Below are 25,479 nucleotides of genomic sequence, written 5' to 3'. Positions count from 1 at the left end.
GAGCAGGGATTCCTCGGTCGTCGGAGGCGGTCACCGGCCCAGCTTACGGGTCGTGACGAGGCTCGCAGTGCACGCGGACCGGCTCCTCGATCACGTTACGATCGTTCGATGACTACGTCGAGTGAGTCTGATTTCCTGACCGCCCTGCACTCCCGCGTTCTCATCGGCGATGGTGCCATGGGGACCGCGCTGCAGGACCAGGACCTCTCGCTCGACGACTTCGAGCAGCTCGAGGGCTGCAACGAGATCCTCAACGTCTCGCGTCCCGACGCGGTGCTCACCGTGCACCAGGGCCACCTCGAGGCCGGCGCCGACGTCATCGAGACCAACACCTTCGGCACGAACTGGCCGAACCTCAACGAGTACGACATCGCCGACCGGATCCGCGAGCTCTCGCTCGAGGGCACGAAGATCGCGCGGCAGGCGGCCGACGAGTACGCGACATCCGAGCGTCCCCGCTTCGTCTTCGGCTCCAACGGCCCCGGCACCAAGCTCCCCACGCTCGGGCACGCCCCGTTCGCCAAGCTGCGCGACGCCTACGTCGAGTCGGTGCTCGGCCAGCTCGAGGGCGGCGCCGACGCGATCCTCGTCGAGACCTGCCAGGACCTGCTGCAGGCGAAGTCGGCCATCCTCGGTGCCTACCGGGCGATGGACCAGTACGGCAGGCGTGTCCCGGTCATCTGCCACGTCACGGTCGAGCTCACGGGGACCATGCTCGTCGGTTCCGAGATCACCGCGGCCCTGACGGCCCTCGAGCCCCTGGGCATCGACGGCATCGGCCTCAACTGCGCCACCGGACCGGCCGAGATGAGCGAGCACCTGCGCGCCCTCAGCCGCCAGAGCCGCATCCCGGTCAGCGTCATGCCCAACGCCGGCCTGCCCGAGCTCGGCCCGAACGGCCCCGAGTACCCCCTGCAGCCCGACGAGCTCGCCGACTACTGCGCCTCGTTCATCACCGACTACGGCCTCCAGCTCGTCGGCGGCTGCTGCGGCACCACGAACGACCACGTCAGGGCCCTGGCCGAGAAGTGCAAGGACCTCACGCCCACCCCGCGCGACCCGAAGCCCGAGCCGGGCCTCGCCTCGATGTACCAGGCCGTCCCGTTCCGCCAGGACACCGGCCTGCTGATGATCGGCGAGCGCTCCAACGCCAACGGCTCGAAGGCGTTCCGCGAGGCGATGGTCGAGGACGACTACGAGAAGTGCGTGGACATCGCGAAGGCGCAGACCCGCGAGGGTGCGCACTTCATGGACCTCTGCATCGACTACGTCGGGCGTGACGGCGAGGCGGACATGGACCGCCTCGCCCACGACGTGTCCACCGCGTCGACGTTGCCGGTGGTGCTCGACTCCACCGAGCCCGACGTGCTGCGGGTCGGCCTCGAGCAGCTCGGTGGCCGCTCGGCCGTCAACTCGGTGAACTACGAGGACGGCGCCGGGCCCGACTCGCGGTTCCAGAAGATCATGCGCATCGCCAAGGAGCACGGCGCCGCGGTGGTCGGCCTGTGCATCGACGAGGAGGGCCAGGCCCGCACCGCCGAGTGGAAGACGCGGGTGGCCTTCCGGATCATCGAGGACCTCACCGAGAACTGGGGCATGCGGGTCGAGGACATCATCATCGACTGCCTGACGTTCCCGATCTCCACCGGCCAGGAGGAGGTCCGCCGCGACGGCATCGAGACGATCGAGGCGATCAAGCAGCTCAAGGAGCGCTACCCGGAGGTCCAGACGACGCTGGGCCTGTCGAACATCTCGTTCGGCCTCAACCCGGCGGCGCGCCAGGTGCTCAACTCGGTGTTCCTCAACGAGTGCGTCGAGGCCGGGCTCGACAGCGCGATCCTCAACGCCTCGAAGATCCTGCCGATGTCGCAGATCGACGACGACGCCCGCGAGGCCGCTCTCGACCTGGTGTACGACCGCCGGCACGAGGAGCGCAACACCCCCGACCCGCTCCAGTACTTCATGGGCATCTTCGAGGGTGTCTCGGCCGCGTCGGCCAAGGACGCGCGCGCCGAGGAGCTCGCGGCGCTGCCGCTGTTCGACCGCCTGGAGCGGCGCATCGTCGACGGCGACCGCAACGGCCTCGAGGCCGACCTCGACGCGGGGATGGAGGAGAAGGACCCGCTCGAGATTATCAACGAGACGCTGCTGGCCGGCATGAAGACCGTCGGCGAGCTCTTCGGCGCCGGCAAGATGCAGCTGCCGTTCGTGCTGGCCTCGGCCGAGGTCATGAAGGCCGCGGTGGCCTACCTCGAGCCGCACATGGAGGCGACCGACAACTCCGGCAAGGGCAAGATCCTGCTGGCGACGGTCAAGGGCGACGTCCACGACATCGGCAAGAACCTCGTGGACATCATCCTGTCCAACAACGGCTACGACGTGGTCAACATCGGTATCAAGCAGCCGATCAACGCCATCCTCGAGGCGGCCGAGGAGAACAAGGTCGACGCCATCGGGATGTCCGGGCTGCTGGTGAAGTCCACCGTGGTCATGAAGGACAACCTCCAGGAGATGAACGAGCGCGGCGTCGCCGACAAGTACCCGGTGCTGCTCGGCGGGGCGGCGCTGACCCGGTCCTACGTCGAGAACGACCTCGGCGAGCTGTTCCAGGGCGACGTCCGGTACGCGAAGGACGCCTTCGAGGGCCTGCGCCTCATGGACTCGGTGATGACCGGTGACGGTCCCTCCGAGGAGGAGAAGGCCAAGGCCGCGGAGCGCAAGGAGCGCCGCGAGCGCTCGAACCGCATCAAGGCCAAGCGCGAGGCCGAGGCCGGCGAGGAGAACCCGGCGTTCGACCCGGACGCGATCTCCGACGTCGCACGGCGCATCGAGGTCCCGCAGCCGCCGTTCTGGGGCACCCGCGTGGTCCGCGGCCTGCGCCTGCAGGACTTCGCCGCGCTGCTCGACGAGCGCGCCACCTTCTTCGGGCAGTGGGGCCTGCGCGGCGAGAAGGGCGGCGACGGCCCGAGCTACGAGGAGCTCGTCGAGACCGAGGGCCGCCCGCGCCTGCGCTCCTGGCTCGACCGGCTGCAGTCCGAGGGCATCACCAGCCACGCCGCGCTGGTCACCGGGTACTTCCCGGTGATCTCCGAGGGCCAGGACGTCGTCGTGCTCGACGAGGCCAAGCCCGACGCCGGCGAGCTGCACCGCTTCGCGTTCCCGCGCCAGAAGCGCGACCGGCGCCTGTGCCTCGCCGACTTCTTCCGCACCCGCGACGAGGCCCGCGAGCTCGGCGGCGTCGACGTCATGCCGATGAACCTCGTGACGATGGGCCAGCCCATCGCCGACTTCGCCAACACCCTGTTCGCGGAGAACGCCTACCGCGACTACCTCGAGGTCCACGGCCTGGGCGTGCAGCTCACCGAGGCGCTGGCGGAGTACTGGCACCGCCGGGTGCGCGAGGAGCTGACGTTCGCCGACGGCTCGACGATGGCCGACCAGGACCCGGCCGACGTCAACGAGTACTTCAAGCTCGGCTACCGCGGCGCCCGCTTCTCGCTCGGCTACGGTGCCTGCCCGAACGTCGAGGACCGGGCGAAGATCGTCGACCTGCTCGACCCGCACCGCATCGGCGTCGAGCTCTCCGACGAGGACCAGCTGCACCCCGAGCAGTCGACCGACGCGTTCGTGGTGCACCACCCGGAGGCCAAGTACTTCAATGTCTGATCTGGCGGCCGTCCTGTGGGACATGGACGGCACGCTGGTGGACTCCGAGCGGCTCTGGGACGTGTCGCTGGCCGACCTCGCCGCGCACCTCGGCGGCGGGATCTCGGCCGCGACGCGCGAGGACCTCGTCGGGTCGTCGCTGCCGCGGTCGGTGGCGGCGGTCCGTGCCGAGGTGGGCCTCGACCCGGACGACCGGGCCGGCGTCGACGCCGACGGGCGCTGGCTGCTGGAGCGCACCAAGGAGCTGTTCGCCCACGACCTGCCGTGGCGCCCCGGCGCCCGGGAGGCCCTGGCCGCGGTGCGCGCCTCCGGGCTCGCCACGGCGCTGGTCACCAGCACCTACCGCGAGCTCACCGACGTCGCGCTGGACACGATCGGCCGGGGGTTCTTCGACGTCACGGTGTGCGGCGACGAGGTCGCGGCCACCAAGCCCGACCCCGCGCCCTACCGGCGGGCGGCCGAGCTGCTGGGCGTCGACCCGGCCGCGTGCGTCGCGGTGGAGGACTCCCCGACGGGGACGCGCTCGGCGGTCGCCGCCGGCGCCACCGTGCTCGTCGTGCCCTCCGAGGTCGCGGTGCCCGCGGGGGAGCGGCGCGTGCTGCGCGCGAGCCTCGTCGGGCTCACCGTCGACGACCTCCGGGCTGCCCTCGCCGGTGAGGAGGCCGGCCGGGCCGCCGACCACCCGACGCCGTCCGGGGCGCACTGAGCGCCGGGCGGTGCGGGCCACGGTCGGCCCAGCGTGCACCCACGTTCGGGGGAATCCGCCGGTCGGTGTCCCGGCCGACCGTCCGTTCGGCGCGTGCGGACGCCCGGACGGCGCGATCAGCGCCGGATCTCCGAACCGCCGGGGCCGCCCGAGGGAACCCACGTGGTGCGACCCGGAACGACCACGTGCGACGATGGCTCGACGTGAAGACCTTCGATGAGCTCTTCTCCGAGCTCGCCGTCAAGGCACGTGACCGTCCGACCGGGTCGGGGACCGTCGCCGCCCTCGATGACGGGCTGCACGCCCAGGGCAAGAAAGTGCTCGAGGAGGCCGGCGAGGTGTGGATCGCGGCCGAGTACGAGTCCGACGACAAGCTGGCCGAGGAGATCTCCCAGCTGCTCTACCGCGTCCAGGTGATCATGCTGGGGCGCGGGCTCACGCTCGACCAGGTGTACAAGCACCTGTAGTGGACACCGATCCGGTGTCAGGAGGAGAAGCACCATGCTCCGCGTCGCCGTCCCGAACAAGGGATCCCTCGCCGAGGAGGCGTCGACGATGCTGCGCGACGCCGGCTACCGGCAACGTGCGGACAGCCGCGACCTGAGCCTGCACGACGAGGCCAACAGCGTCACCTTCTTCTACCTGCGCCCGAAGGACATCGCGACCTACGTGTCCGAGGGCCAGCTGCACCTGGGGATCACGGGCCACGACCTCACCGAGGAGTCGAGCGCGTCGGTCAAGCAGCTGCTCCAGCTCGGGTTCGGGCAGTCGAAGTTCCGCTACGCGGCGCCGACGCGCAACGAGTGGACGGTGCAGGACCTCGCGGGCAAGCGGATCGCGACGTCCTACCCGCGGCTCGTCCGCGCGAACCTGGCGCAGCAGCGGATCGCGGCCAAGGACGTGATCCGGCTCGACGGCGCGGTCGAGATCTCGATCGAGCTCGGGGTGGCCGACGCCATCGCCGACGTCGTGAGCTCCGGGCGGACGCTGGCGCAGCACGGGCTGACCGCGATCGGCGAGCCGATCACCGAGTCGGAGGCGGTCATCATCGACCGCAACGCCAAGTTCGACCAGGTGCCCGACACCCCGGACACCGAGCGCGCCAAGAGCCGGTTCGTGGAGCGCCTGCGCGGCGTCGTCTACGCCCGCCGTTACGTCATGCTCGACTACGACTGCCCGGTGGACCTGCTCGACCGCGCCGTCGAGCTGACCCCGGGCATCGAGTCGCCGACGGTCGCGCCCCTCTCGAACGACAAGTTCGTCGCCGTCCGCGCGATGGTCGAGCGCAAGCGGGTCAACGACATCATGGACGAGCTCGCCGACCTCGGCGCCACGGGCATCGTGACGTCGTCGCTGCAGTCCTGCCGCGCCATCGGCGTCCCGCAGAACGGCCGCTGACGCGCTAGCGGGGCCGGACGGTCAGGGCCTGCGCGGCCCGGCCGACCGGCCCGTGCTCGTCGTGGAGCACCGAGAACGCCGTGCCCGCGCCCTCGGGCCCGATGACGCTGTCGGCGTCGAGCCCGATCCACTCGCCGCGCGGCGGCCGGTGGACGTGCAGCGTCAGGTCGGTGTTGACGAAGAGCCAGTCGTTGAGGTCGAGGCGGGCGGCGGCGCCGTTGGTGGAGTCGGCGACCGCGGCCAGGCGTTGCCACGGCGTCGGCTCCTCGCCCTCGACGACGGGCACCCGCAGCTGGCCCCAGGCGCGCCCCGGACCGGACTCGCCGAGGTGCCCGGCGAGCCAGCGCCAGTCCAGCGCGTCGAGGTAGCCCGGCAGCCACCCCTCCGGCGTCGGGATGACGCGGCCCTCGTCCGGCCCCGGCAGGCCCGGCCCGGGGGCCGTCGCGGCCGCCGTCGTGTCGGTGACGCCGAGGCGCCAGCCGCTGGCCCGCGCCACCGCCCGACCCGACGCCGCGAGCTCGGCGACGACCAGCTCGATGGTGCGCCCGGCCCGCTCGACCCGGCTGGTGACGGTCAGCTCGCCCATCGGCACCCGGCCGAGGACCTCGACGGTCAGGCGCGAGAGCACCATCTCCGCGCGCGGCGCGCAGCGCTCCAGGGCCCGGACCAGCAGGGCACTCGGCGGGCCCATGTGCTGGCCGTCGGGGAACCACGGCCCCGCGGTGGAGCCCGTGGCGAGCACCCGCTGGGCGTCCGGCGGGTCGTCCGCCGCGGGCGGCAGCAGCCGGAGGAACGGGTCGGTCACGAGGGTCACGAGGGCGTCTCTCCGGTGCGGGGGAGCGGGATCCCGGGCCAGCCGGGGTAGGGCGGCGGCGTGCCGTCCCAGGCGGGGCAGAGGGGCCGGTGCGCGCAGTACCCGCAGCCGGGCCCGGGGTTCGGACGGAAGTCGCCGGTGGGGGCGGCGCGCCGGATCGCGGCCCACACGGCGCGCAGGACGCCGGCGAACCGCTCGAGCTCGCCGGGCGTGGGCCGCAGCGTCAGCGTCGTCGCGTCCCCGAGGTGCAGCAGGCGCACGGTGGGTGCGACCCCGCGCGTGCGTGCGAGCAGCAGCGCGTAGAAGCGCACGCCGAACATCGCGCGCCCCTCGCCGCGCACCGGCGGCGCGGGACCGGACTTGTAGTCGACCACCGTGAGCCCGTCGAGCCCGACGTCGAGGCGGTCGAGGTAGCCGCGGAGGGGCGTGCCGTCCTCCATCTCCGCCTCGACCCGCAGCTCCCGGCCCTCCGCCGTGACCGTGCGCGGGTCCTCGACGGCGTAGTAGCCCGCGAGCAGGGCGTCGAGCCGGGCCGCGGCGTCGTCGCCGAGGCGGTCGCGGTCCGCGTCGTCGAGCTCGTCGAGGAGGGTGCGGGCGAGCTGCTGCGCCGTCTCCGGCCGGCGCTCGTCGGGCGCGAGCCCGTGCAGCCGCTCGAGCACCGCGTGGACGAGCGTGCCCCGCAGCGCCCCGGGTGACGGCGTCTCGGGCAGCCGGTCGACCGCGCGGAAGCGGTAGAGCAGGGCGCAGCGCCGGAAGTCGACCGCCCGCGACGGCGAGAGTGCCGGCGGGCGCGGCGGGGCCGCGACCTCTGCTCCCAGCTCCGTGCTCACGATCCGCAGGCTAGATGACCGCCCCGACACCGCCCTCACGGTCGTTGTCGATCTCCACGGCGACCGTGGGGGCGGGTTGACCTCTGCCGGGCCGCTCCCTCACCCCGCCCGCCCGCGACCGCGAGCGGCACGTTGCGCTCGTCGCGAGCGCCGCCCTGCCGCGCGGGGACCCACGCACCGGTGCCTAGGGTGTGCCGCCGTGCAGAACGAGGTGGGTGAGGAGCGCGGTCCCGCGCGCAGCGGGCCGTTCCTCCCCGGGGACCGGGTGCAGCTCACCGACCCCAAGGGACGGCACTTCAGCCTCGTCCTCGAGCGGGGGCAGAGCTACCACACCCACCGCGGCGCCATCGACCACGACAAGCTGATCGGCGCCCCCGAGGGCAGCGTCGTGCACTCCGCCGCCAACACCCCCTACCTCGCGCTGCGGCCGCTGCTGCCGGACTACGTGCTGGCCATGCCGCGCGGGGCGCAGGTCATCTACCCGAAGGACGCCGCGCAGATCCTCATGTGGGGCGACGTCTTCCCGGGCGCCCGGGTGCTCGAGGCCGGGGCGGGGTCCGGCGCGCTGACCTGCAGCCTCCTGCGCGCGGTCGGCCCCTCGGGCCACGTGCGGTCCTACGAGGTCCGCGCCGACCACGCCGAGCACGCGGTCGCCAACGTCGAGCGCTTCTTCGGTGAACGCCCCGACACCTGGGACCTGCGGGTGGGCGACCTCGCCGACCACGACCCCACGGAGCCGGACGGGACCGCCGACCGCGTCGTGCTCGACATGCTGGCGCCGTGGGACGTGCTGCCGGTGGTCCGGGAGACGCTCGTGCCCGGCGGCGTGCTGGTCGGCTACGTGGCCACCACGACCCAGCTCTCGACGCTGACGGAGGCGCTGCGCGAGCAGGCCTGCTGGACCGAGCCGCAGGCGTGGGAGGCGATGGTGCGGCCGTGGCACGCGGTCGGTCTGGCCGTCCGTCCGGAGCACCGCATGATCGCCCACACCGCGTTCCTGGTGACCGCGCGGCGGCTGGCCGACGGCGTCACGCCACCCCGCGTCCAGCGCCGACCGAGCCGAGGCTGACCCTCCGTGCACGGCGACGTCCCCAGGTGCCCGAAGACTCACCCTGGGTGACCTGACGCAAGAGGGGTGCGTGAGAACTCCGTCACCGGCGCGCTACTCCACGGACACCTCGATTCGCGGGTACGGTTCTAGCCACGGAGTAGCGGAGGAGGGCGCCGTGACGGCTGACGACGACCCCAGGGGCCGATCCGACAGGGCAGACAACGCCGGCCGCGGCGAGCGACACGACCGCGGCTCGGCGGACATGGCAGCACAGGTGCGCTTCCTCGAGGACGAGGTCGCGCTGTTGCGTCGCAAGCTGACCGAATCCCCTCGGCACGCGCGCATCCTCGAGCAGCGTCTCGGCGAGGCGCAGCAGCGCGTCGCCCAGCTGACCGAACGCAACGACAAGCTCACCGAGACCCTCAAGGAGGCCCGGGCCCAGCTCGTGGCGCTCCGCGAGGAGGTCGACCGTCTCGCGCAGCCGCCGTCGAGCTACGGCGTCTTCCTCGAGGCGTTCGAGGACTCGACGGTGGACGTGTTCACGTCCGGCCGCCGCATGCGCGTCGCCGTCTCGCCGGCGGTGGAGGTGGCCGACCTGGTCCGCGGGCAGTCCCTGCGGCTCAACGAGGCGCTCACCGTGGTCGAGGCCGGCAGCTACGAGCGCATCGGCGAGGTGGTCGCGCTCCGGGAGATCCTCACCGAGGAGGACGGCACCCGGAACCGCGCGCTCATCATCGGCAACGCCGACGAGGAGCGGATCGTCCACCTGGCCGAGTCGCTGCTCGCCGCGGGCGGGCCGGAGCTCAAGCCCGGCGACTCGCTGATGGTCGACACCCGCGTGGGCTACGCCTACGAGAAGGTGCCGAAGGCCGAGGTCGAGGAGCTCGTCCTCGAAGAGGTCCCCGACGTCGCCTACACCGACATCGGCGGGCTCTCGCGGCAGATCGACTCCATCCGCGACGCGGTGGAGCTCCCGTTCCTGCACGCCGACCTGTTCCGGACCTACCAGCTGCGTCCGCCCAAGGGCGTGTTGCTCTACGGCCCGCCCGGGTGCGGCAAGACGCTCATCGCCAAGGCCGTGGCCAACTCGCTGGCGAAGAAGGTCGCCGAGACGCGCGGCGAGGACAGCCGCGACGTCAAGGCGCACTTCCTCAACATCAAGGGCCCGGAGCTGCTCAACAAGTTCGTCGGCGAGACCGAGCGGCACATCCGGATGATCTTCCAGCGGGCGCGCGAGAAGGCGTCCGAGGGCACCCCGGTGATCGTGTTCTTCGACGAGATGGACTCGATCTTCCGCACCCGCGGGTCCGGCGTGTCGAGCGACGTCGAGACGACGATCGTGCCCCAGCTCCTGAGCGAGATCGACGGTGTCGAGGGGCTCGAGAACGTCATCGTGATCGGCGCCTCGAACCGCGAGGACATGATCGACCCCGCGATCCTGCGGCCGGGCCGGCTCGACGTGAAGATCAAGATCGAGCGTCCGGACGCCGAGGCGGCCCAGGACATCTTCGCGAAGTACCTGATCGACGGCCTGCCGCTGCACGAGGACGACGTCGACGAGTTCGGCGGCAACCGCGCGGCCTGCCTCGAGGGCATGATCGAGCGGGTCGTCGAGCGGATGTACGCCGAGACCGACGACAACCGGTTCCTCGAGGTCACCTACGCCAACGGGGACAAGGAGGTCCTGTACTTCAAGGACTTCAACTCCGGCGCGGTCATCGAGAACATCGTCGGGCGGGCGAAGAAGTCGGCGATCAAGTCCGAGCTGGAGAGCTCGCAGCCCGGTCTGCGGGTGCAGCACCTGCTCGACGCCGTGGTCGACGAGTTCGCCGAGTCCGAGGACCTGCCCAACACGACCAACCCGGACGACTGGGCGCGGATCTCGGGCAAGAAGGGCGAGCGGATCGTCTACATCCGCACGCTCGTCACCGGCAAGGGAGCGACGCAGGGCAAGGAGATCGACACCGCGTCGAACACCGGCCAGTACCTGTGACCGGGCCGGTACCTGTGACAGTGGGTACCGTGTAGGGCATGACCGACAGCGCACGCCGGCCGTCCCGCCAGGACCGCAACGAGGTCCGCGGGGCGGCCGGTGTCGCGTCGGAGGCCGTCGACATCATCTCCCGGCCGGTGCAGGGCACCCACGAGGCGATCGCCGGCACGGTGTTCGGCGCGCTGCGCCGCGTCGGGCTCGGGCCGGCCTCGAAGCCCGTGCAGGTGATGCACGACGGCATCAGCACCGGCGTCTACGCCGCCGTCCGCGGCATCTCGCACCTCGCCGGGCGCGGCGTCGGCGCGGCCGCGGCGCTGGCCCGTCCGGGCGAGTGGCGCCCGATCACGGGGTCGCCGCGCGGCGCCGTGCTCACCGGGGCGATCAACGGGCTGGTCGGCGACCACATGGTCGCCCTCGACAACGACCTCGCCGTCCCCATGACGCTGTACACGGCCACGGTGGCCGACTCCTACGGCGAGCAGTACGGCGAGCTGCCGACCGACCCCGAGGCCCTGCGGACGGTGGTGTGCGACCACCCGGACCGCGACCTCACCCGCCTCGTGCTGTTCGTCCACGGCCTCGGCGAGACCGAGCACGCCTGGCGGCTCTACGGCGAGGCCAGCGCGGGGGAGGGCTACGCCGAGCGCGTCGCCTCGGCGACGGGCGCCACGCCGCTGCTGCTGCGCTACAACACCGGCCTGCGCATCGCCGACAACGGTGCCGCGCTCTCGATGGTGCTCACCGACCTGTGGCGACGCTGGCCCGAGCAGGTGAGCCGCCTCGACCTCGTGGGGCACTCCATGGGCGGGCTGGTCCTGCGCCACGCGTGCCACCACGCCGTGCAGACCGGTCAGCCGTGGGTCGGCGCCGTCCGGCGGATGATCTACCTCGGCTCGCCGCACCGCGGGGCGCCCCTGGCCCACCGCGTCGACCAGCTGGCCACGCAGCTCTCGCGGTGGTCCCGGTCGCGCACGTGGGGCGAGTTCCTCGACCGCCGCTCGGCGGGCATCCGCGACCTCGTGGCCGGGGTGTCGGACACCGAGGTGCCGCTGCTCGCCCACGCGTCGCACCACGCCGTGGCCGCCTGTGTCACGAGCTCCGAGCACCACCCGCTGGCCAACGCGCTCGGCGACCTGCTGGTGCCCGTCGACTCGGCCCGCGGCGCGCTGACCGACGTCGAGCCGCTGACGTCGTCGCACCACTTCCACCTGCTCAACGACCCGGACGTGCACGAGCACCTCATGCGCTGGCTGACGGCCCCCGACGACGAGGACGAGCCGGCCCCGTGAGCGGGCGCCGCGCGCGCCTCGTGGTGCTCGGCGCCCTCACCGCCGCGGCCCCGCTGTCGCTGGACACCTACCTGCCGGCGCTGCCGGCCCTCACCGCCGACCTCGCGACGACGCCGTCGGTGGCGCAGCTGTCGCTGACGTCGTGCCTGGTCGGGCTGGCGTTGGGCCAGCTGGTGGCCGGCCCGCTCTCCGACGTGCTCGGGCGGCGGCGCCCGATGCTCGTGGGCGCGGCCGGGTTCGCGGTGGTGTCGGCCCTGTGCGCGGTGGCGCCGAGCATCGAGGTCCTCGTCGCGCTGCGCCTGGCCCAGGGGCTGCTCGGGGCGGTCGGGATCGTCGTGGCCAGGGCGGTAGTGCGCGACACCAGCGACGCCACGCGCTCGGCCCGGGCGTTCGCGACGCTCATGCTCGTCTCCGGGGTGGCCCCCATCGTCGCGCCGGTGCTCGGCGGGCAGCTCCTGCGGGTGACCAGCTGGCGCGGCGTGTTCGTGGTCCTCGCCGTCTACGGGGCGCTGTCCGGGCTGGCGGTGCTGGCGCTCGTGCGCGAGTCGCTGCCCCCGACCCGGCGGCGGGCGGGCAGCGCGGCGGCCACGATCGCGTCGTTCCGCGTGCTGCTGGCCGACCGCCGGGTGCTGGCGTGCGTCCTGGCCGCCGGTCTGCTGTTCTCGGCGATGTTCGCCTACATCTCCGGCTCGACCTTCGTGCTGCAGGACCTCTACGGGCTCTCGCCGCAGGCGTTCTCCGGGGTCTTCGCGGCCAACTCGGTCGGGATCGTGGCGTCGGTGCAGCTCGCCGGGCGCCTGGCGGGCTCCGGGCGGGTGCGACCCGAGCGCCTGCTCGTCGGCGGCCTGGGCATCGCCGTGCTCGGCACCGGGGTGCTGCTGGCCTCGGCGCTGCTCGACGCCGGGCTGGGCGGCATCGTCGCCGGGCTGTTCGTGACCGTCGTCGGGGTGGGTCAGGTCCTGCCCAGCGCCACGACGCTGACCCTCGCCGACCACCCCGAGCACGCCGGCAGCGCGTCGGCCCTGCTCGGCACGGCCCAGTTCCTCGTCGGGGCCGGGACCGCGCCGCTGGTGGGCCTCGCGGGCGGGCGCTCGGCGGTGCCGATGGCGGCCACCATGGCGGCCGCGGTGGTGCTGGGCGCGGTCGTGTTCGGGGTCCTGTGGCGCACCGCAGGACGCGCGGCGACGTAGGGTCGGGGCCATGACGGCACGCCGCATCATGGGCACCGAGATCGAGTACGGCATCTCCGTCCCCGGCGACCCGGCGGCGAACCCGGTGATCACCTCGACGCAGATCGTGCTGGCCTACGCGGCCGCGGCGGACGTCCCGCGGGCCCGCCGGGCGCGGTGGGACTACGAGGTCGAGTCGCCGCTGCGCGACGCCCGGGGCTTCGACCTGGGCCCGAGTGCCGGCCCGCCGCCCGATGCGGGCGACCTCGACGACCTGGGCGCGGCCAACGTCATCCTCACCAACGGCGCGCGGCTCTACGTCGACCACGCGCACCCGGAGTTCTCCGCCCCCGAGGTCACCACCCCGCGCGACGCGGTGATCTGGGATAAGGCGGGGGAGCGGGTGATGGAGGACGCCGCCGAGCGGGCCGCCACCGTCCCGGGCACCCCGCGCATCCAGCTCTACAAGAACAACATCGACAACAAGGGCGCGAGCTACGGCTCCCACGAGAACTACCTGTGCGCCCGCCAGACGCCGTTCCCCACCATCATCACGGGCCTGACGCCGTTCTTCGCGTCGCGGCAGGTCGTGGTCGGCGCGGGCCGGGTGGGTCTCGGGGCGTCCGGCGACGAGCCCGGGTTCCAGCTCTCCCAGCGCGCCGACTACATCGAGGTCGAGGTCGGCCTGGAGACGACGCTCAAGCGCGGCATCATCAACACCCGCGACGAGCCGCACGCCGACGCCGACAAGTACCGGCGCCTGCACGTCATCATCGGCGACGCGACGCTGGCCGAGTACTCGACGTACCTCAAGGTCGGCACGACGGCGCTGGTCCTCTCGATGATCGAGGCCGGCGTCCGGTTCGACGACCTGCGCCTGCTCGAGCCCGTGCGCTCGGTGCACCGCATCAGCCACGACCCGACGCTGAAGACCACCGTCGAGCTCTCGGACGGCCGCAGGATGACGGCGCTGGACCTCCAGCACGCCTATCTCGAGCGCGCCTGGAAGCACGAGGAGACCAGCGGCGACGGCGAGATCGACCCGATGACCCGTGAGGTGCTCGACACCTGGCAGCAGGTGCTCGACGACCTCGGCACCGACCCGCTGCGCTGCGCCGACCGCCTCGACTGGGTGGCCAAGCTCAACCTGCTGCAGGGCTACCAGCAGCGCGACAACCTGCCCTGGGACTCGCCGAAGCTGCACCTCATCGACCTGCAGTACGCCGACGTCCGGCAGGGCAAGGGCCTCTACAACCGGCTCGTGGCCCGCGGGTCCATCAAGCGCCTGGTCAGCGAGGACGAGGTCCGCTCCGCCGTCACCCACCCGCCGGAGGACACGCGCGCGTACTTCCGCGGCCGGTGCCTCGAGCGCTACCCCGCGGAGGTCGCCGCGGCGTCGTGGGACTCCGTCATCTTCGACCTGGGCCGGGAGTCGCTCGTGCGCATCCCCACCCTGGAACCGCTGCGGGGCACCCGCGGGCACGTCGGGGAGCTCATCGACAACTCCGCGGACGCGACGGCGCTGGTGGAGGCCCTCACGCGGGGGTAGTCGCGCGCCGAGGCGCCGCAGCCCGGCGCTCCTCCGTCGCGCGTCCAGCGCCGCCGGCGCGTGGGCTGACGCGGGCGGACGTCGCTCCCGATCTGTAGGGTTCGAACTGCAGTACCTCGCTGTACGAAGGGACCCCGGGAGGCACCCCATGGCGCAGGAACAGACCCAGCGGCAGGGCGGGGGCGACGACGGCGACGGCGGCGAGGACTCGACCGCCGCCGGCCAGGAGCGCCGCGAGAAGCTCGGTGAGGACGTCGACACGATCCTCGACGAGATCGACGACGTGCTCGAGGAGAACGCCGAGGACTTCGTCCGGGCGTACGTCCAGAAGGGCGGCCAGTAACCTCCCGGCGAGCCCCGAGCCCGCCGGCACCACAGAGACACCACGCCGCCCCCGTGGCACGGCCGCCCTGGTCGAGCCGCGGGGGCGGCGGTCCATTCCCCGACACACCTGCCCCGCACACCTGCCCCGACACACCTGCCCTAGGAGCGCCCCACCGATGGAGCCCTCGTCGGCCCTGCCCCCGGCCTACTTCTCCGCCGGGACGGCCTCGTTCGTCGACTTCCTGCGGGAGGTGCGGCCCGACCTGCTGCCCGGCGCGACGGCGCGGCCGGTGACCGCCGAGCAGGCGGGACCGGTGGCCCCCCACGGCACGACGATCGTCGCCGCCACGTTCTCCGGCGGCGTCGCCATCGCCGGCGACCGCCGCGCCACGATGGGCAACCTGATCTCCCAGCGCGACATGCAGAAGGTGTACGTCACCGACGACTGGTCGGCCGCGGGGATCGCGGGCACCGCCGGGATCGCCGTCGAGGCGGTCCGGCTGTTCACCGTCGAGCTGCAGCACTACGAGAAGATCGAGGGCGTCCCGCTCACCTTCGACGGCAAGGCCAACAAGCTGGCCGGCATGGTGCGCGGCAACCTCGGCGCCGCCATGCAGGGCCTGTCGTTCGTGCCGCTGTTCGTCGGTTTCGACGTCGACGCCGCCGACCCGGCCCGCGCCGGGCGCATCGTCTCCTACGACGTCGTCGGCAGCCGCAGCGAGGAGACCCACTACGCGGGCGTCGGCTCCGGGTCGCTGTTCGCGAAGTCGTCGCTCAAGAAGCGTCACGACCCGGACGGCTCGCGCGACGACGTCGTGCGCACCCTCGTCGAGGCGCTCTACGACGCCGCCGACGACGACAGCGCCACCGGCGGCCCGGACACCATCCGCGCGATCTACCCGATCGTGGTCACCATCGACGCCGAGGGCGCGGTGCAGCTGCCCGAGGACGAGACGGCCGCCGTCGCCGAGGCCGTCGTCGCCGGACGCCGCGAGCGTCCGGGCGGCTGAGCAGCACCCTTCCCCCTCCACCGAGCCCACAGACCCAGGAGCGCTCCCCGCCATGACGATGCCGTTCTACGCGTCGGTCGACCAGCTGATGCGCGACCGCTCGGACCTCGCGCGCAAGGGCATCGCGCGGGGCCGCAGCGTCGTCGTGCTGACGTTCGCCGGCGGCGTGCTCTTCGTGGCGGAGAACCGCTCGAACTCCCTGCGCAAGGTCTCGGAGATCTACGACGCGCTGGGGTTCGCGGCCGTCGGGCGCTACAACGAGTTCGAGAACCTGCGCACCGCCGGCATCCGCTTCGCCGACGTGCGCGGCTACTCCTACGACCGCCGCGACGTCTCGGGCCGGTCGCTGGCCAACGCGTACGCCCAGATCCTCGGCGCCAGCTTCATCGAGCAGCAGAAGCCGTTCGAGGTCGAGCTGTGCGTCGCCGAGGTCGGCGACACCCCGGAGCGCGACAAGCTCTTCCGCATCACCTACGACGGCTCGATCTCCGACGAGCCGCGCTTCGTGGTGATGGGCGGCACCACCGAGCCGATCTCCGCGGCCCTGCGGAGCTCGTACTCCGAGGGGCTCGAGCTCGGCGAGGCGCTGCGCATCGCCCTCGAGGCCCTGCAGGCCGCCAACGGCTCGTCGAGCGGGTCGTCGAGCACCGAGGACCGCACGCTGGGCGTCGACGCCCTGGAGGTCGCCGTCCTCGACCGCACCCGCCGCCCGCGCCGCGCGTTCCGCCGCGTCACCGGGGCGGCCCTCGCCGCCCTGCTGCCCAGCGGCGAGCAGGCGGCGACCGAGCCGGCCGAGACCCCGGCCGACGACACCGGCGCCGGCGACGAGGTCTCGGGCGCGGGAGGCGCCGACCCCTCGGCCTGACGCGGTATCGATGCCGCGGATGGCCTTCCGTCCCGGGCGCGGGGACACCAGGCTGGGCAGGTGCGGGCACCGGCGGCGTCACACCTCGCGAACCTCGACCTCAACCTGCTGGTCTCGCTGCGGGAGCTGCTGCGCGAGCGCAACGTGACCCGGGCGGCCGCGCGGGTCGGGATCACGCAGCCGGCCGCGAGTGCCGCGCTGTCCCGGCTGCGCCGCCACTTCGACGACGAGCTGCTCACCCGCCACCACGGCAGCTACGTGCTCACCCCGCTCGCCGCGCAGCTCGCCGAGCAGGTCGAGGGCGTGTGCGCCGCGGCGGAGCGCCTGTTCTCCACGGGCCGGCGGTTCGACCCCGCCACGACCCGGCGCGGCTTCACCCTGCTGCTCGCCGACTACACGATCGCCGTGCTCGGGACCGCGCTCTCCTCGGCGCTCGCGGCGCGCGCGCCCGGCGTGGAGCTGCGGCTGCGGCTGGTGCGCGAGGCGTTCACCGCCGACATCGCCGAGACGAGCCGGCTGATCGACGGGGTGATCGCGCCCCCGTCGCCGCGCTTCGACCGCCCTGACCTGCACTCGGTCGAGCTGTTCCGGGACCGGTGGGTCCTGCTGCTCGACGCCGGCCACCCCGCCGCCGACGACGAGCTCACCCCGGCCGTGCTGGCCACCCTGCCCTGGGTGGTGCCGTTCGCCCCCGACCGCGGGTTCTCCACCGCGGTGCCGATGACCCGCGAGCTCGCCCGCCTCGGGATCGAGCCCGACACCCGCGTGCGCGTCGAGAGCTACCTCGGGGTGCCCCACCTCGTCGCCGGCACCGACCGGGTGGCCCTGGTGCAGGAGCGGCTCGCGCGGGAGGTCGCCCCGCGCCTGGGCCTGGTGGTGCGGGAGGCCCCGGCCTCCGAGCGCGCCACGGCCGCGGCGGAGATCCGGGAGCGGCTGTGGTGGCACGCCGACCTCGACGGCGATCCCGCCCACCGCTGGCTGCGCGAGCTCCTCGTCGAGCTCGGTGCCGCCGCCTGACCGCACCCACCATCAACGGCATTGATGGTGGGGCAGCGCGAATCGCTATTTCCGCGCGGTCGACGCCCCTTCCTAGCGTGTGACGCATGCCGCACCCGCTCACCGACCTCCCGGTCCGCACCGTCGTGCGCGATGCGGTCCTGCACCCGGCCGACGCCGCCGAGCACCGGGTCGACGCGGACGTCTGCGTCGTCGGGGCCGGCATCGCCGGGCTCTCCGCCGCGGTCGAGTCGGCGCGCCTGGGCCGCGACGTGGTGCTCGTCGACGCGCTGCCGGCGCTCGGCGGGCAGATGGTGAACTCGCTGATCGGGCTGTTCTGCGGCGCGTTCGGCAACGCCCCGGAGCTCCGCCGGCTGACCTACGGGCTGCTGGACGACATCTTCACCGACCTCGGGGCGAGCGGGGACCTCTTCTACCGCGTCGGCCACACGGTCACGGTCGGCTACGACGAGGTCCGGCTCGGGCGCTGGGTGGAGGACACCGTCCGCGAGCACGGCATCAAGGTGCTCACCGGGGCCTCGCTGGTGGGCGTCGACCGCGAGTGCGAGCGGGTCGTCGGCGCGCGGTTCGCCACCCGCTACGGGGCGGTCGACGTCCGGGCGCACGGGTTCGTCGACGCCAGCGGCGACGCCGCGCTGTGCTGGGCCGCGGGGCTGCCCTGCCGGCTGCCGGAGCGGGAGATCTACGGCAGCCAGCAGCTGGTCGTCGAGCACCTCGACGAGTCCGACCCGCCCGAGCCGGCGGACCTCGCGGCGCGGGTCGCGGCGAAGGCCGCCGAGTACGGGCTGCGCCGCCACGACGGCCTCGCGTTCTACTTCCCCGGCCGCGGCACCGCCGTGCTCAACATGACCCACATCGAGGCCCCGCTCGACCCGATCGCCGCCGCCGAGGCGCAGCTCGAGGGCAAGGCGCAGGCCGACCGCGTCGTGGCGTTCCTGCGCGCCGAGTTCCCCGAGGTGTTCGGCAAGGCGACGGTCCGCTCGTACGGGCTGCCCGGGCGACGCCAGACGCGCTGGGTCGCGGCGGCCCACCAGCTCACGGTGGACGAGGTGCGGGCCGGCACCCGCTTCCCCGACGCGGTGGCCCGCACGGCCTGGCCGATCGAGCTGCACGACACCCCCGCCGGCTACGTGTGGGAGACCTTCGGGCCCGACCACGTGCACTACGTGCCGCTGCGCGCGATGACGCCGCCGGACACCGCGAACCTGCTGGTCGCGGGCCGCTGCGTCGACGGCGACGCCGCCGCGCTCTCCAGCGTGCGGGTGATGGGCCCCTGCGCGGCGATGGGCCACGCGGCGGCGCACGTCCTCGACCTCGCCGGTCCGGACGGCACCGTCCACGACGTCGCGACCCGCCGGACCGCGGAGCTCACCGACCGCATCCGCCCCAACGTCGAGGGCTGAGGCGACCCGCGATGATCCTCACCGACGACGACCGCCGCCGGCGCGACGGCGACGAGGGGCCCGCGGTGGCGGCCGCGATGGACCTGCTGGTCCGCTACGGCGAGGCCCTGGACGCCGAGCGCCTCTGCGACGTCCGCAACGTCGCGGGCACGACCACCCAGCCCTCCCCGGTGAAGGCCCGGCTGGTCGCCGAGGGCGGCTGGGACCGGGCGTTCTCGCTGATCAACCTCGACGCCGACGAGACGCTGCCGATCCCGCCGATGGCCGTCCCCACCTGCCAGCTCCAGCACGGCTTCGGCCGCGACGCGCTCGGTGTCGCGCCCTACGCCCCCGAGATGGTGGCGCTGCAGGACGACGGCGAGGCGTTCGTCGGGGCCCGCGGGGTCTCGGTGCTCGCCACCTGCACGCCCTACCAGGTCGGCAACCTGCCCGTGCGGGGCGAGCACTGCGCCTGGATGGAGTCCTCGGCGGTCGTCTACGCCAACAGCGTGCTCGGTGCGCGCACCAACTGCGAGGGCGGCGCGTCGACCGGTGCGGCGAGCCTGACCGGCCGCATCCCGTGCTGGGGCAACCACCGCGAGGAGGAGCGCCTCGGCACCCACCACGTGCGCGTCGAGACCCCCGTCGAGACCTTCCTCGACTGGGGGCTGCTCGGCTACGCGGTGGGCGACGCGGTGCAGGAGGGCCGGCCCGTCGTCACCGGCGACCTCGCGCTGCCCGACCTCACCGACCTCAAGCACTTCGGCGCGGCCGCGGCGTCGTCGGGCGGGGTGGAGATGTACCACGTCCCCGGGATCACCCCGGAGGCGCCGGACACCGCGGCGGCGTTCGGGGGCCGGACGCCGCCCGAGACCGTCGTCTTCGGGGCGGCCGAGCGCCGCGCCGCCTACGCGCGGCTCAACGACCAGGGCAGCAGCGAGGACGTCGACTTCGTGCTGCTCGGCTGCCCGCACGCGTCGCTGGACCAGATCCGCGACGCCGCCCGCGCCCTCGAGGGCCGGCACCTCGCCGACGGCACCGAGCTGTGGATCATGGCGCCGCGGGCGCTGGCCGCCGTCGCCGAGCGCTCCGGCTACACCGCGCTGATCGAGGCGGCCGGCGGGCGGGTGCTCACCGACTCGTGCCCGGCCATGTCGCGCACCGCGCCCGACGGCACCCGGGTGTTCGCCACCGACTCGGCGAAGCAGGCGCACTACCTGCCGGCGATCCTCGGCATCGAGGCGTGGTTCGGCACCACCGCCGAGTGCGTCGACGCCGCCGTCACCGGCCGCTGGCGGGGTGAGCTGCGGTGACCGACCTCCAGCGCCCCGCGATCCGCCCCGACGTCGTCCTGCGGGGGCGCACCGTCGTCCCCGGCGTCGTCACCGGCGAGGCGCTCGTGTCCCCGGAGACGATCTCGGGCTGGGGCGGCATCGACCCCGCCACCGGCACGATCATCGAGGCCCGCCACCCGCTGGCCGGCGTCTGCTTCTCCGGGAAGATCCTCGTCTTCCCCGGCGCGAAGGGGTCCTCGGGCTGGTCCGGCTTCTTCCAGACCACCCGGCTGGTGGGCACCGCGCCGATCGGCATGGTCTTCGCGGTCACGACGACGAAGGCGGCGCTCGGGGCCGTGGTCACCCGCGTGCCGGCCCTCAGCGACCTCGACGCCGACCCGGTCGCGGTCCTGCGCACCGGCGACCGCATCCGGCTCGACGCGACGGCCGGGGTCGTCGAGCTGCTGGACCGCCCGGCCACCGCGGCGGGGGAGGACCGATGAGGGTCGCGGTGATGCGCGCCGACGAGCTGGCCCCCGGAGAGCACCGCGTCGTGCAGGTCGGGCGGCGCTCGATCGGGGTGTTCCGCGTCGGCGACGAGTACTACGCGCTGGCCGACCACTGCCCGCACCAGGGCGGCCCGCTGTGCCGCGGCCGCGTCGCGCCGCTCGCCACCGCCGGCGCGCCCGGCGAGGTCGCGCTCGACCCCGACCGGCTCTTCGTCGCCTGCCCCTGGCACGGCTGGGAGTACGACGTCACCACCGGCCAGTCGTTCCTGGGCCCGGGCGAGGCGCCCGTGCGCAGCTACCCCGCCGAGGTCGCGCCCGCCGACCCCGCCACCGGCCGCGTCCCCGGCCCCTACGTCGCGGACACCTACGCCGTGACCGTCGAGGACCGCGTGGTCGTCGTCGACACCTCCGCACGTCGACCAGCCCCGGCCGCCGGGGCGGAGGAGACACCGTGACCGACACCCTGCCGGCCGCCGCCCGGCCCCGCCGCGCGTCGCGCACGCCCGTCGTCGACGCCGACATCCACCCCGCGGTGACGCCGCAGCGCCTGGCCCGCGAGCTGCCCGAGCCGTGGCGGCGCCGCTACGAGCGCTTCGGCGTGCGCGGGGCCCCGCCGCCCGCGATCTACCCGCGGACCCGCAACGGGGGCATGCGCGCGGACTCCCACCCCGCCGCGGGGCCCCCGGGCAGCGACCTCGGGATGCTGCGCGAGCAGCTGCTCGACCCCTACGACGTGCTGGCCGGCGTGCTCATCCCGCTGCAGGGCCACACCTGGGGCGCCGAGGAGCCGGACTTCGCCGCCGCCCTGTGCCGCGCGCTCAACGACGTGCTGGTCGCCGACTTCCTCGACCCCGAGCCGCGCCTGCGCGCCAGCATCTGCCTCGCCCACGAGTCGCCCGAGCAGGCGATCGCCGAGATCGAGCGCCGGGCCGGCGACCCCCGGTTCGTCCAGGTCCTCTTCCCCAGCGGCACGCACCTCCCGCTCACCGACGCCAAGTACCGCCCGGTGCTCGCCGCCGCCGCCGAGGCCGGCCTGCCGATCGGGATGCACCTCGGCGGCACGGAGAGCCACCGCGGCGACGGCTGGCCGTCGTTCTACCTCGAACAGCACGGCTGGTACGGCAACGCGATGGCGATGGCGCTGACCACGCTCGTCGCCGGCGGCGTGCTCGACGCCGTGCCGGACCTGCGCCTCGTGCTCGTCGAGGGCGGGCTGACGTGGGTGCCGTCGATGCTGTGGGGCCTCGACGAGGCCTGGGCGCGGTTCGGAGACGACGTGCCGTGGCTGCGGCGCCCGCCCTCGGAGGTCGTGCGCGAGCGGTGCTGGTTCACCACGCAGCCGATCGACGAGCCGGAGAACCTCGAGCACCTCGCGGTGACGATCCGCCAGAGCGGGCTCGCCGAGCGCATCCTCTTCGCCTCGGACTACCCGCACTGGGACTTCGACGACCCGGTGACGGCGCTGCGCGTCCTGCCCGCCGACCTGCGCCGGCCGATGATGGCGCGCACGGGCGCGGCGCTCTACGGCCTCGAACTGCCCGAGGGGACGCCGTGACGGCCGGTGCGGTGGACGCGGTGGACGTGGTGGCCGGGGCCGTCGACACCGACACCCACGTCGCGCCGGCGTCGCTGGACGCCCTGATGCCCCACCTCGCCCCGTTCTGGCGCGACTACGCGGAGGGCGCCGCCCTGCGCCTCGACCCCGCGCAGGCCGGTGCCTACCCGCCCGGCGCGACCGACGGCCCCGCCCCGGCGGACCTGGCGACGCTGCGCGAGCGGGTGCTCGACGTGCCCGCGCCCGGCGGGGTGCCGGTGCGGGCGGCGGTGCTCAGCGCCACCTCGGCGTTCGACGTCAGCCGCAACCCCTACTACGACGCCGCCCTGTGCGGGGCCCTCAACGACTGGGTCGTCGAGCACTTCCTCGACCGCGACGACCGGCTGCGCGGCAGCGTCGCGGTCCCGTCCGGCGACCCGGAGGCGGCCGTCGCCGAGATCCATCGGCGCGCGGACGACCCGCGGTTCGTCCAGGTGCTGCTCCCGGTCCGGGGCCACGACCACCGCTACGGCCACCGCCGCTTCCTGCCCGTGCTGGAGGCCGCGGTGGCGGCCGGGCTCGCGGTGACCCTGCACGCGTGGGGCCGGGCGGGGAGCGCGGCCACCCCCACCGGGTTCACCCACACCTACCTCGCCGACTACCTCTCCCAGGGCCACCTCGCCCAGGCGCAGCTCACCAGCCTCGTCGTCGAGGGTGCCCTCGACCGGCTGCCCGACCTGCGGGTGGTCGTCGCCGAGTGCGGGTTCTCGTGGCTGCCGCCGCTGCTGTGGCGGCTCGACAAGGAGTGGAAGGGCATCTGGCGCGAGGTGCCCTGGGTGCGCCGCCCACCGTCGTCGTACCTGCAGCAGCAGGTGCGCTTCACCAGCACCCCGGCCCACCTGCCGGCCGCCGCCGGCGAGCTCGCCGACGCGCTCGCGGTGATCGGCGCCGACCGGCTGGTCATGTACGCGGGCGACCACCCCCACGTCCACGGCGACGGCGCCGCCCGCCTGCTCGCGGCGCTCGACCCGGCCGGGCGCGCCGCGGTCCTGGGCGGCACCGCCGAGGACTTCCTGCTCCGCCGCGGTCGCGGCACCGGCACGTCCACCCCATCGCAGCGGCGCGAGGAGGCCCCCCGATGACCCCCACCCGAAGGCTCCGCCGACCCTGGTTCCGCGTGCTCGCGGCCGTGCTCGTCGCGTGCGCGGTCCTCGCCGGCTGCGGGCAGGGCGACACCACCGACGACGGCCGGCAGCGGATGACGTTCCTCAACATCCTGCCGCTCGAGTCGCTGTCCTACGCCCCGGAGCTGATCGCGGACACGCGCGGGTTCTTCGCCGCCCGCGGGCTCGAGGTCCGGTTCGAGACGACACAGGGCTCCGCCCCGGCGATCCAGACGCTGCTCGCGGGGTCCGCGGAGATCAGCCGCATCGGCGACATCGAGACCATGATCGCGGCGGGCAACCGCCAGGCGCCGCTCCTCGGGATCGGCGAGGTCATCCACCGCGGCACGATCCGTGTGGTCTCGGCGAACGACGACCCGATCACCCAGCCCGCCCAGCTGCGCGGCAAGCTCATCGGGACCCCGTCGGAGGGCGGGACGAGCTCGATCACGCTCGACCTGCTCGCCGCGTCGGCCGGCGTGCCCGCGGCCGAGGTCCGGCGTCAGGTGGTCGGGCTCGCGCCCGGGGTGTTCGACCTGCTCACCTCGGGGCGCATCGACGGCTACATGGTCTCCCTGGACACCGCGGTGCTGCTGCAGCGCACGCGCCCCCAGGCCGTGGTCCTCGACCCCAACCAGTCGATCTCGGCGGGCTCGCAGATCTACGCGACGTCCGCGCGGACCGCCCAGGACCCCGCCGAGCAGGACAAGCTGCGCCGCTACCTCGCCGCCATCGACGACGCGGTGCGGTTCATCGTGGCCGACGAGGCCAACGGCTTCGCCGGGACCATGGCCGCGATCGGCGGGAAGTACCAGGTCCCCGCACTGCGCGACCCGGAGACCGCGCGCCTCGCGCTCGCGGGCTACGTCGACTCCTACACCGGCGGCGCGAGCCTGACGGGCATCTCGCCCCAGCGCTGGCAGCAGACCTACGGCGAGATCGTCGGCGTCGGGCAGCTCCCCGGGGGCCTGGACCCGAACCGCTGGATCGACACCACCCTCGCGCCCGCCGCACCGTCCTGACCGGGACGGACGGCCACCCGAGCAACGCACCGCACCAGGTGAAGGAGGCGGCGATGACGACGCACCAGGCCCCCACGGCGACGTGGGCACCACCACCACCGGCCGAGGAGGCCACCGAGCCCGGCGTCCCGCGCGCCGCAGGGCTGCGCGTCGCGGGCGTGGACAAGACCTACACGACGCGGCGCGGCGACGTGCACGCCCTGTCGGGCATCGACCTCGAGGTGGCCCGGGGCGAGTTCGTCTCGCTGGTCGGGCGCTCGGGGTGCGGGAAGACGACGCTGCTGCGGGTCCTGTCGGGCCTGCTCGCGCCGACCGCGGGCACGGTCGAGGCCGGGGACCGACCCGCGTGGGTGGCCGGGCGCCGCGACGACGCGGTGTTCGCCGAGTTCGGGCTCGTGTTCCAGGAGGCCAACCTCTTCCCCTGGTTCACGGTGGTCGACAACGTGGCGCTGCCGCTCAAGCTGCGCGGGGTCGGCAGGGCGGAGCGGCGGGCCCGGGCGAGCGAGCTGTGCGCGACGGTCGGGCTGACGGGGTTCGAGGACTCCTACCCCCGCGAGCTCTCCGGCGGCATGCGCCAGCGGGCGGCGATCGCGCGCGCCCTGGCCTGCGACCCGTCGGTGCTGCTCATGGACGAGCCCTTCGGGGCGCTGGACGCCATGACCCGCGACCGGATGAACCTCGAGCTGCAGCACATCCACGCGTCCTCGGGGACGACCGTGGTGTTCGTGACGCACTCGATCAGCGAGGCGGTGTTCCTCGCCGACCGGGTGGTGCTCCTGACGCCGCGGCCCGGGCGCATCCGGTCGATCACCCCGATCGACCTGCCGCGGCCCCGCACTGTCGAGGTCGAGGCCACCCCGGAGTTCGGCGAGCTCGTCGTCGGGCTGCGCCGCCAGCTGGACGAGGAGGACTGA

The 25,479-nt window shown here is 73.9% G+C and carries 23 protein-coding genes; 21 read left to right on the top strand and 2 right to left on the bottom strand.

The window, feature by feature from the left end:
- Positions 1-108: 108 nt before the first annotated feature.
- The 4 genes from metH (at position 109) to hisG (ending at position 5,770) form a co-directional block, all read left to right on the top strand.
- A complete protein-coding gene (gene metH, locus ABD994_RS07270) occupies positions 109-3,666 on the top strand; it encodes a methionine synthase (RefSeq protein WP_345412365.1) in 3,558 nt (1,185 codons plus the stop codon).
- Entirely contained in the window at positions 3,659-4,372 is a 714-nt protein-coding gene (locus ABD994_RS07265; protein ID WP_345412362.1) for an HAD family hydrolase, read from the top strand. The genes metH and ABD994_RS07265 overlap by 8 nt, the downstream gene beginning before the upstream one ends.
- Positions 4,373-4,575: 203 nt before the next feature.
- Positions 4,576-4,839: a phosphoribosyl-ATP diphosphatase gene (locus tag ABD994_RS07260; RefSeq protein WP_345412359.1), complete on the top strand. Its 264-nt coding sequence runs from the start codon at positions 4,576-4,578 to the stop codon at positions 4,837-4,839.
- Positions 4,840-4,873: 34 nt separating this feature from the next.
- On the top strand, positions 4,874-5,770 hold the full coding sequence (hisG, locus tag ABD994_RS07255) for an ATP phosphoribosyltransferase (protein ID WP_345412357.1): 897 nt from the start codon (positions 4,874-4,876) through the stop codon (positions 5,768-5,770).
- Positions 5,771-5,774: 4 nt separating this feature from the next.
- Here the strand turns inward: hisG and ABD994_RS07250 are convergent, their stop codons facing one another.
- Positions 5,775-6,575 (bottom strand): thioesterase family protein, encoded by an 801-nt coding sequence (locus tag ABD994_RS07250; RefSeq protein WP_425550040.1) that lies wholly within the window; start codon positions 6,573-6,575, stop codon positions 5,775-5,777.
- Between the two features lie 5 nt (positions 6,576-6,580).
- Positions 6,581-7,414: a RecB family exonuclease gene (locus tag ABD994_RS07245; protein WP_345412355.1), complete on the bottom strand. Its 834-nt coding sequence runs from the start codon at positions 7,412-7,414 to the stop codon at positions 6,581-6,583.
- 199 nt (positions 7,415-7,613) lie between these two features.
- On the opposite strand from ABD994_RS07245, the gene ABD994_RS07240 reads away from it, so the two are divergent.
- From ABD994_RS07240 to ABD994_RS07160, 17 genes are all read left to right on the top strand, one after another.
- The gene (locus ABD994_RS07240) at positions 7,614-8,483 is read left to right on the top strand and encodes a tRNA (adenine-N1)-methyltransferase (RefSeq protein ID WP_345412352.1); all 870 of its coding nucleotides are present in this window, start codon (positions 7,614-7,616) and stop codon (positions 8,481-8,483) included.
- A gap of 157 nt (positions 8,484-8,640) precedes the next feature.
- Positions 8,641-10,458, top strand: a complete 1,818-nt coding sequence (gene arc, locus ABD994_RS07235; protein ID WP_345412350.1) for a proteasome ATPase — start codon at positions 8,641-8,643, stop codon at positions 10,456-10,458.
- Positions 10,459-10,496: 38 nt separating this feature from the next.
- Positions 10,497-11,747, top strand: a complete 1,251-nt coding sequence (locus ABD994_RS07230) for an esterase/lipase family protein (protein ID WP_345412347.1) — start codon at positions 10,497-10,499, stop codon at positions 11,745-11,747.
- Complete coding sequence (locus ABD994_RS07225; protein ID WP_345412345.1) at positions 11,744-12,937, top strand: multidrug effflux MFS transporter; 1,194 nt, start codon at positions 11,744-11,746, stop codon at positions 12,935-12,937. Before ABD994_RS07230 ends, ABD994_RS07225 begins: the two co-directional genes overlap by 4 nt.
- A gap of 10 nt (positions 12,938-12,947) precedes the next feature.
- The gene (gene dop / locus ABD994_RS07220) at positions 12,948-14,465 is read left to right on the top strand and encodes a depupylase/deamidase Dop (RefSeq protein WP_345412343.1); all 1,518 of its coding nucleotides are present in this window, start codon (positions 12,948-12,950) and stop codon (positions 14,463-14,465) included.
- Between the two features lie 148 nt (positions 14,466-14,613).
- Complete coding sequence (locus ABD994_RS07215; protein ID WP_274194800.1) at positions 14,614-14,808, top strand: ubiquitin-like protein Pup; 195 nt, start codon at positions 14,614-14,616, stop codon at positions 14,806-14,808.
- Positions 14,809-14,965: 157 nt separating this feature from the next.
- Complete coding sequence (gene prcB / locus ABD994_RS07210) at positions 14,966-15,799, top strand: proteasome subunit beta (RefSeq protein ID WP_345412336.1); 834 nt, start codon at positions 14,966-14,968, stop codon at positions 15,797-15,799.
- 52 nt (positions 15,800-15,851) lie between these two features.
- Entirely contained in the window at positions 15,852-16,664 is an 813-nt protein-coding gene (gene prcA / locus ABD994_RS07205) for a proteasome subunit alpha (RefSeq protein WP_345412333.1), read from the top strand.
- A 60-nt stretch (positions 16,665-16,724) separates the two neighbouring features.
- Positions 16,725-17,681, top strand: coding sequence for a LysR family transcriptional regulator (locus ABD994_RS07200; RefSeq protein ID WP_345412330.1), 957 nt, complete (start codon positions 16,725-16,727; stop codon positions 17,679-17,681).
- A gap of 86 nt (positions 17,682-17,767) precedes the next feature.
- Positions 17,768-19,084 (top strand): FAD-dependent oxidoreductase, encoded by a 1,317-nt coding sequence (locus tag ABD994_RS07195; protein WP_345412327.1) that lies wholly within the window; start codon positions 17,768-17,770, stop codon positions 19,082-19,084.
- An 11-nt stretch (positions 19,085-19,095) separates the two neighbouring features.
- Positions 19,096-20,376: an aconitase X gene (locus ABD994_RS07190; RefSeq protein WP_345412325.1), complete on the top strand. Its 1,281-nt coding sequence runs from the start codon at positions 19,096-19,098 to the stop codon at positions 20,374-20,376.
- Positions 20,373-20,840: an aconitase X swivel domain-containing protein gene (locus ABD994_RS07185; protein ID WP_345412322.1), complete on the top strand. Its 468-nt coding sequence runs from the start codon at positions 20,373-20,375 to the stop codon at positions 20,838-20,840. Before ABD994_RS07190 ends, ABD994_RS07185 begins: the two co-directional genes overlap by 4 nt.
- Positions 20,837-21,301: a Rieske (2Fe-2S) protein gene (locus ABD994_RS07180; protein WP_345412320.1), complete on the top strand. Its 465-nt coding sequence runs from the start codon at positions 20,837-20,839 to the stop codon at positions 21,299-21,301. The genes ABD994_RS07185 and ABD994_RS07180 overlap by 4 nt, the downstream gene beginning before the upstream one ends.
- Complete coding sequence (locus ABD994_RS07175) at positions 21,298-22,401, top strand: amidohydrolase family protein (RefSeq protein ID WP_345412318.1); 1,104 nt, start codon at positions 21,298-21,300, stop codon at positions 22,399-22,401. Before ABD994_RS07180 ends, ABD994_RS07175 begins: the two co-directional genes overlap by 4 nt.
- Entirely contained in the window at positions 22,398-23,522 is a 1,125-nt protein-coding gene (locus tag ABD994_RS07170; protein ID WP_345412315.1) for an amidohydrolase family protein, read from the top strand. The genes ABD994_RS07175 and ABD994_RS07170 overlap by 4 nt, the downstream gene beginning before the upstream one ends.
- Complete coding sequence (locus tag ABD994_RS07165; protein WP_345412313.1) at positions 23,519-24,565, top strand: ABC transporter substrate-binding protein; 1,047 nt, start codon at positions 23,519-23,521, stop codon at positions 24,563-24,565. The genes ABD994_RS07170 and ABD994_RS07165 overlap by 4 nt, the downstream gene beginning before the upstream one ends.
- 53 nt (positions 24,566-24,618) lie before the next feature.
- Positions 24,619-25,479 (top strand): ABC transporter ATP-binding protein, encoded by an 861-nt coding sequence (locus ABD994_RS07160; RefSeq protein WP_345412311.1) that lies wholly within the window; start codon positions 24,619-24,621, stop codon positions 25,477-25,479.

The organism is Actinomycetospora chlora (assembly GCF_039542135.1).
Lineage (GTDB): Bacteria > Actinomycetota > Actinomycetes > Mycobacteriales > Pseudonocardiaceae > Actinomycetospora > Actinomycetospora chlora.
The sequence above is the reverse complement of the archived record's forward strand: the minus strand, read 5'-3'. Positions and strand labels throughout refer to the sequence as shown.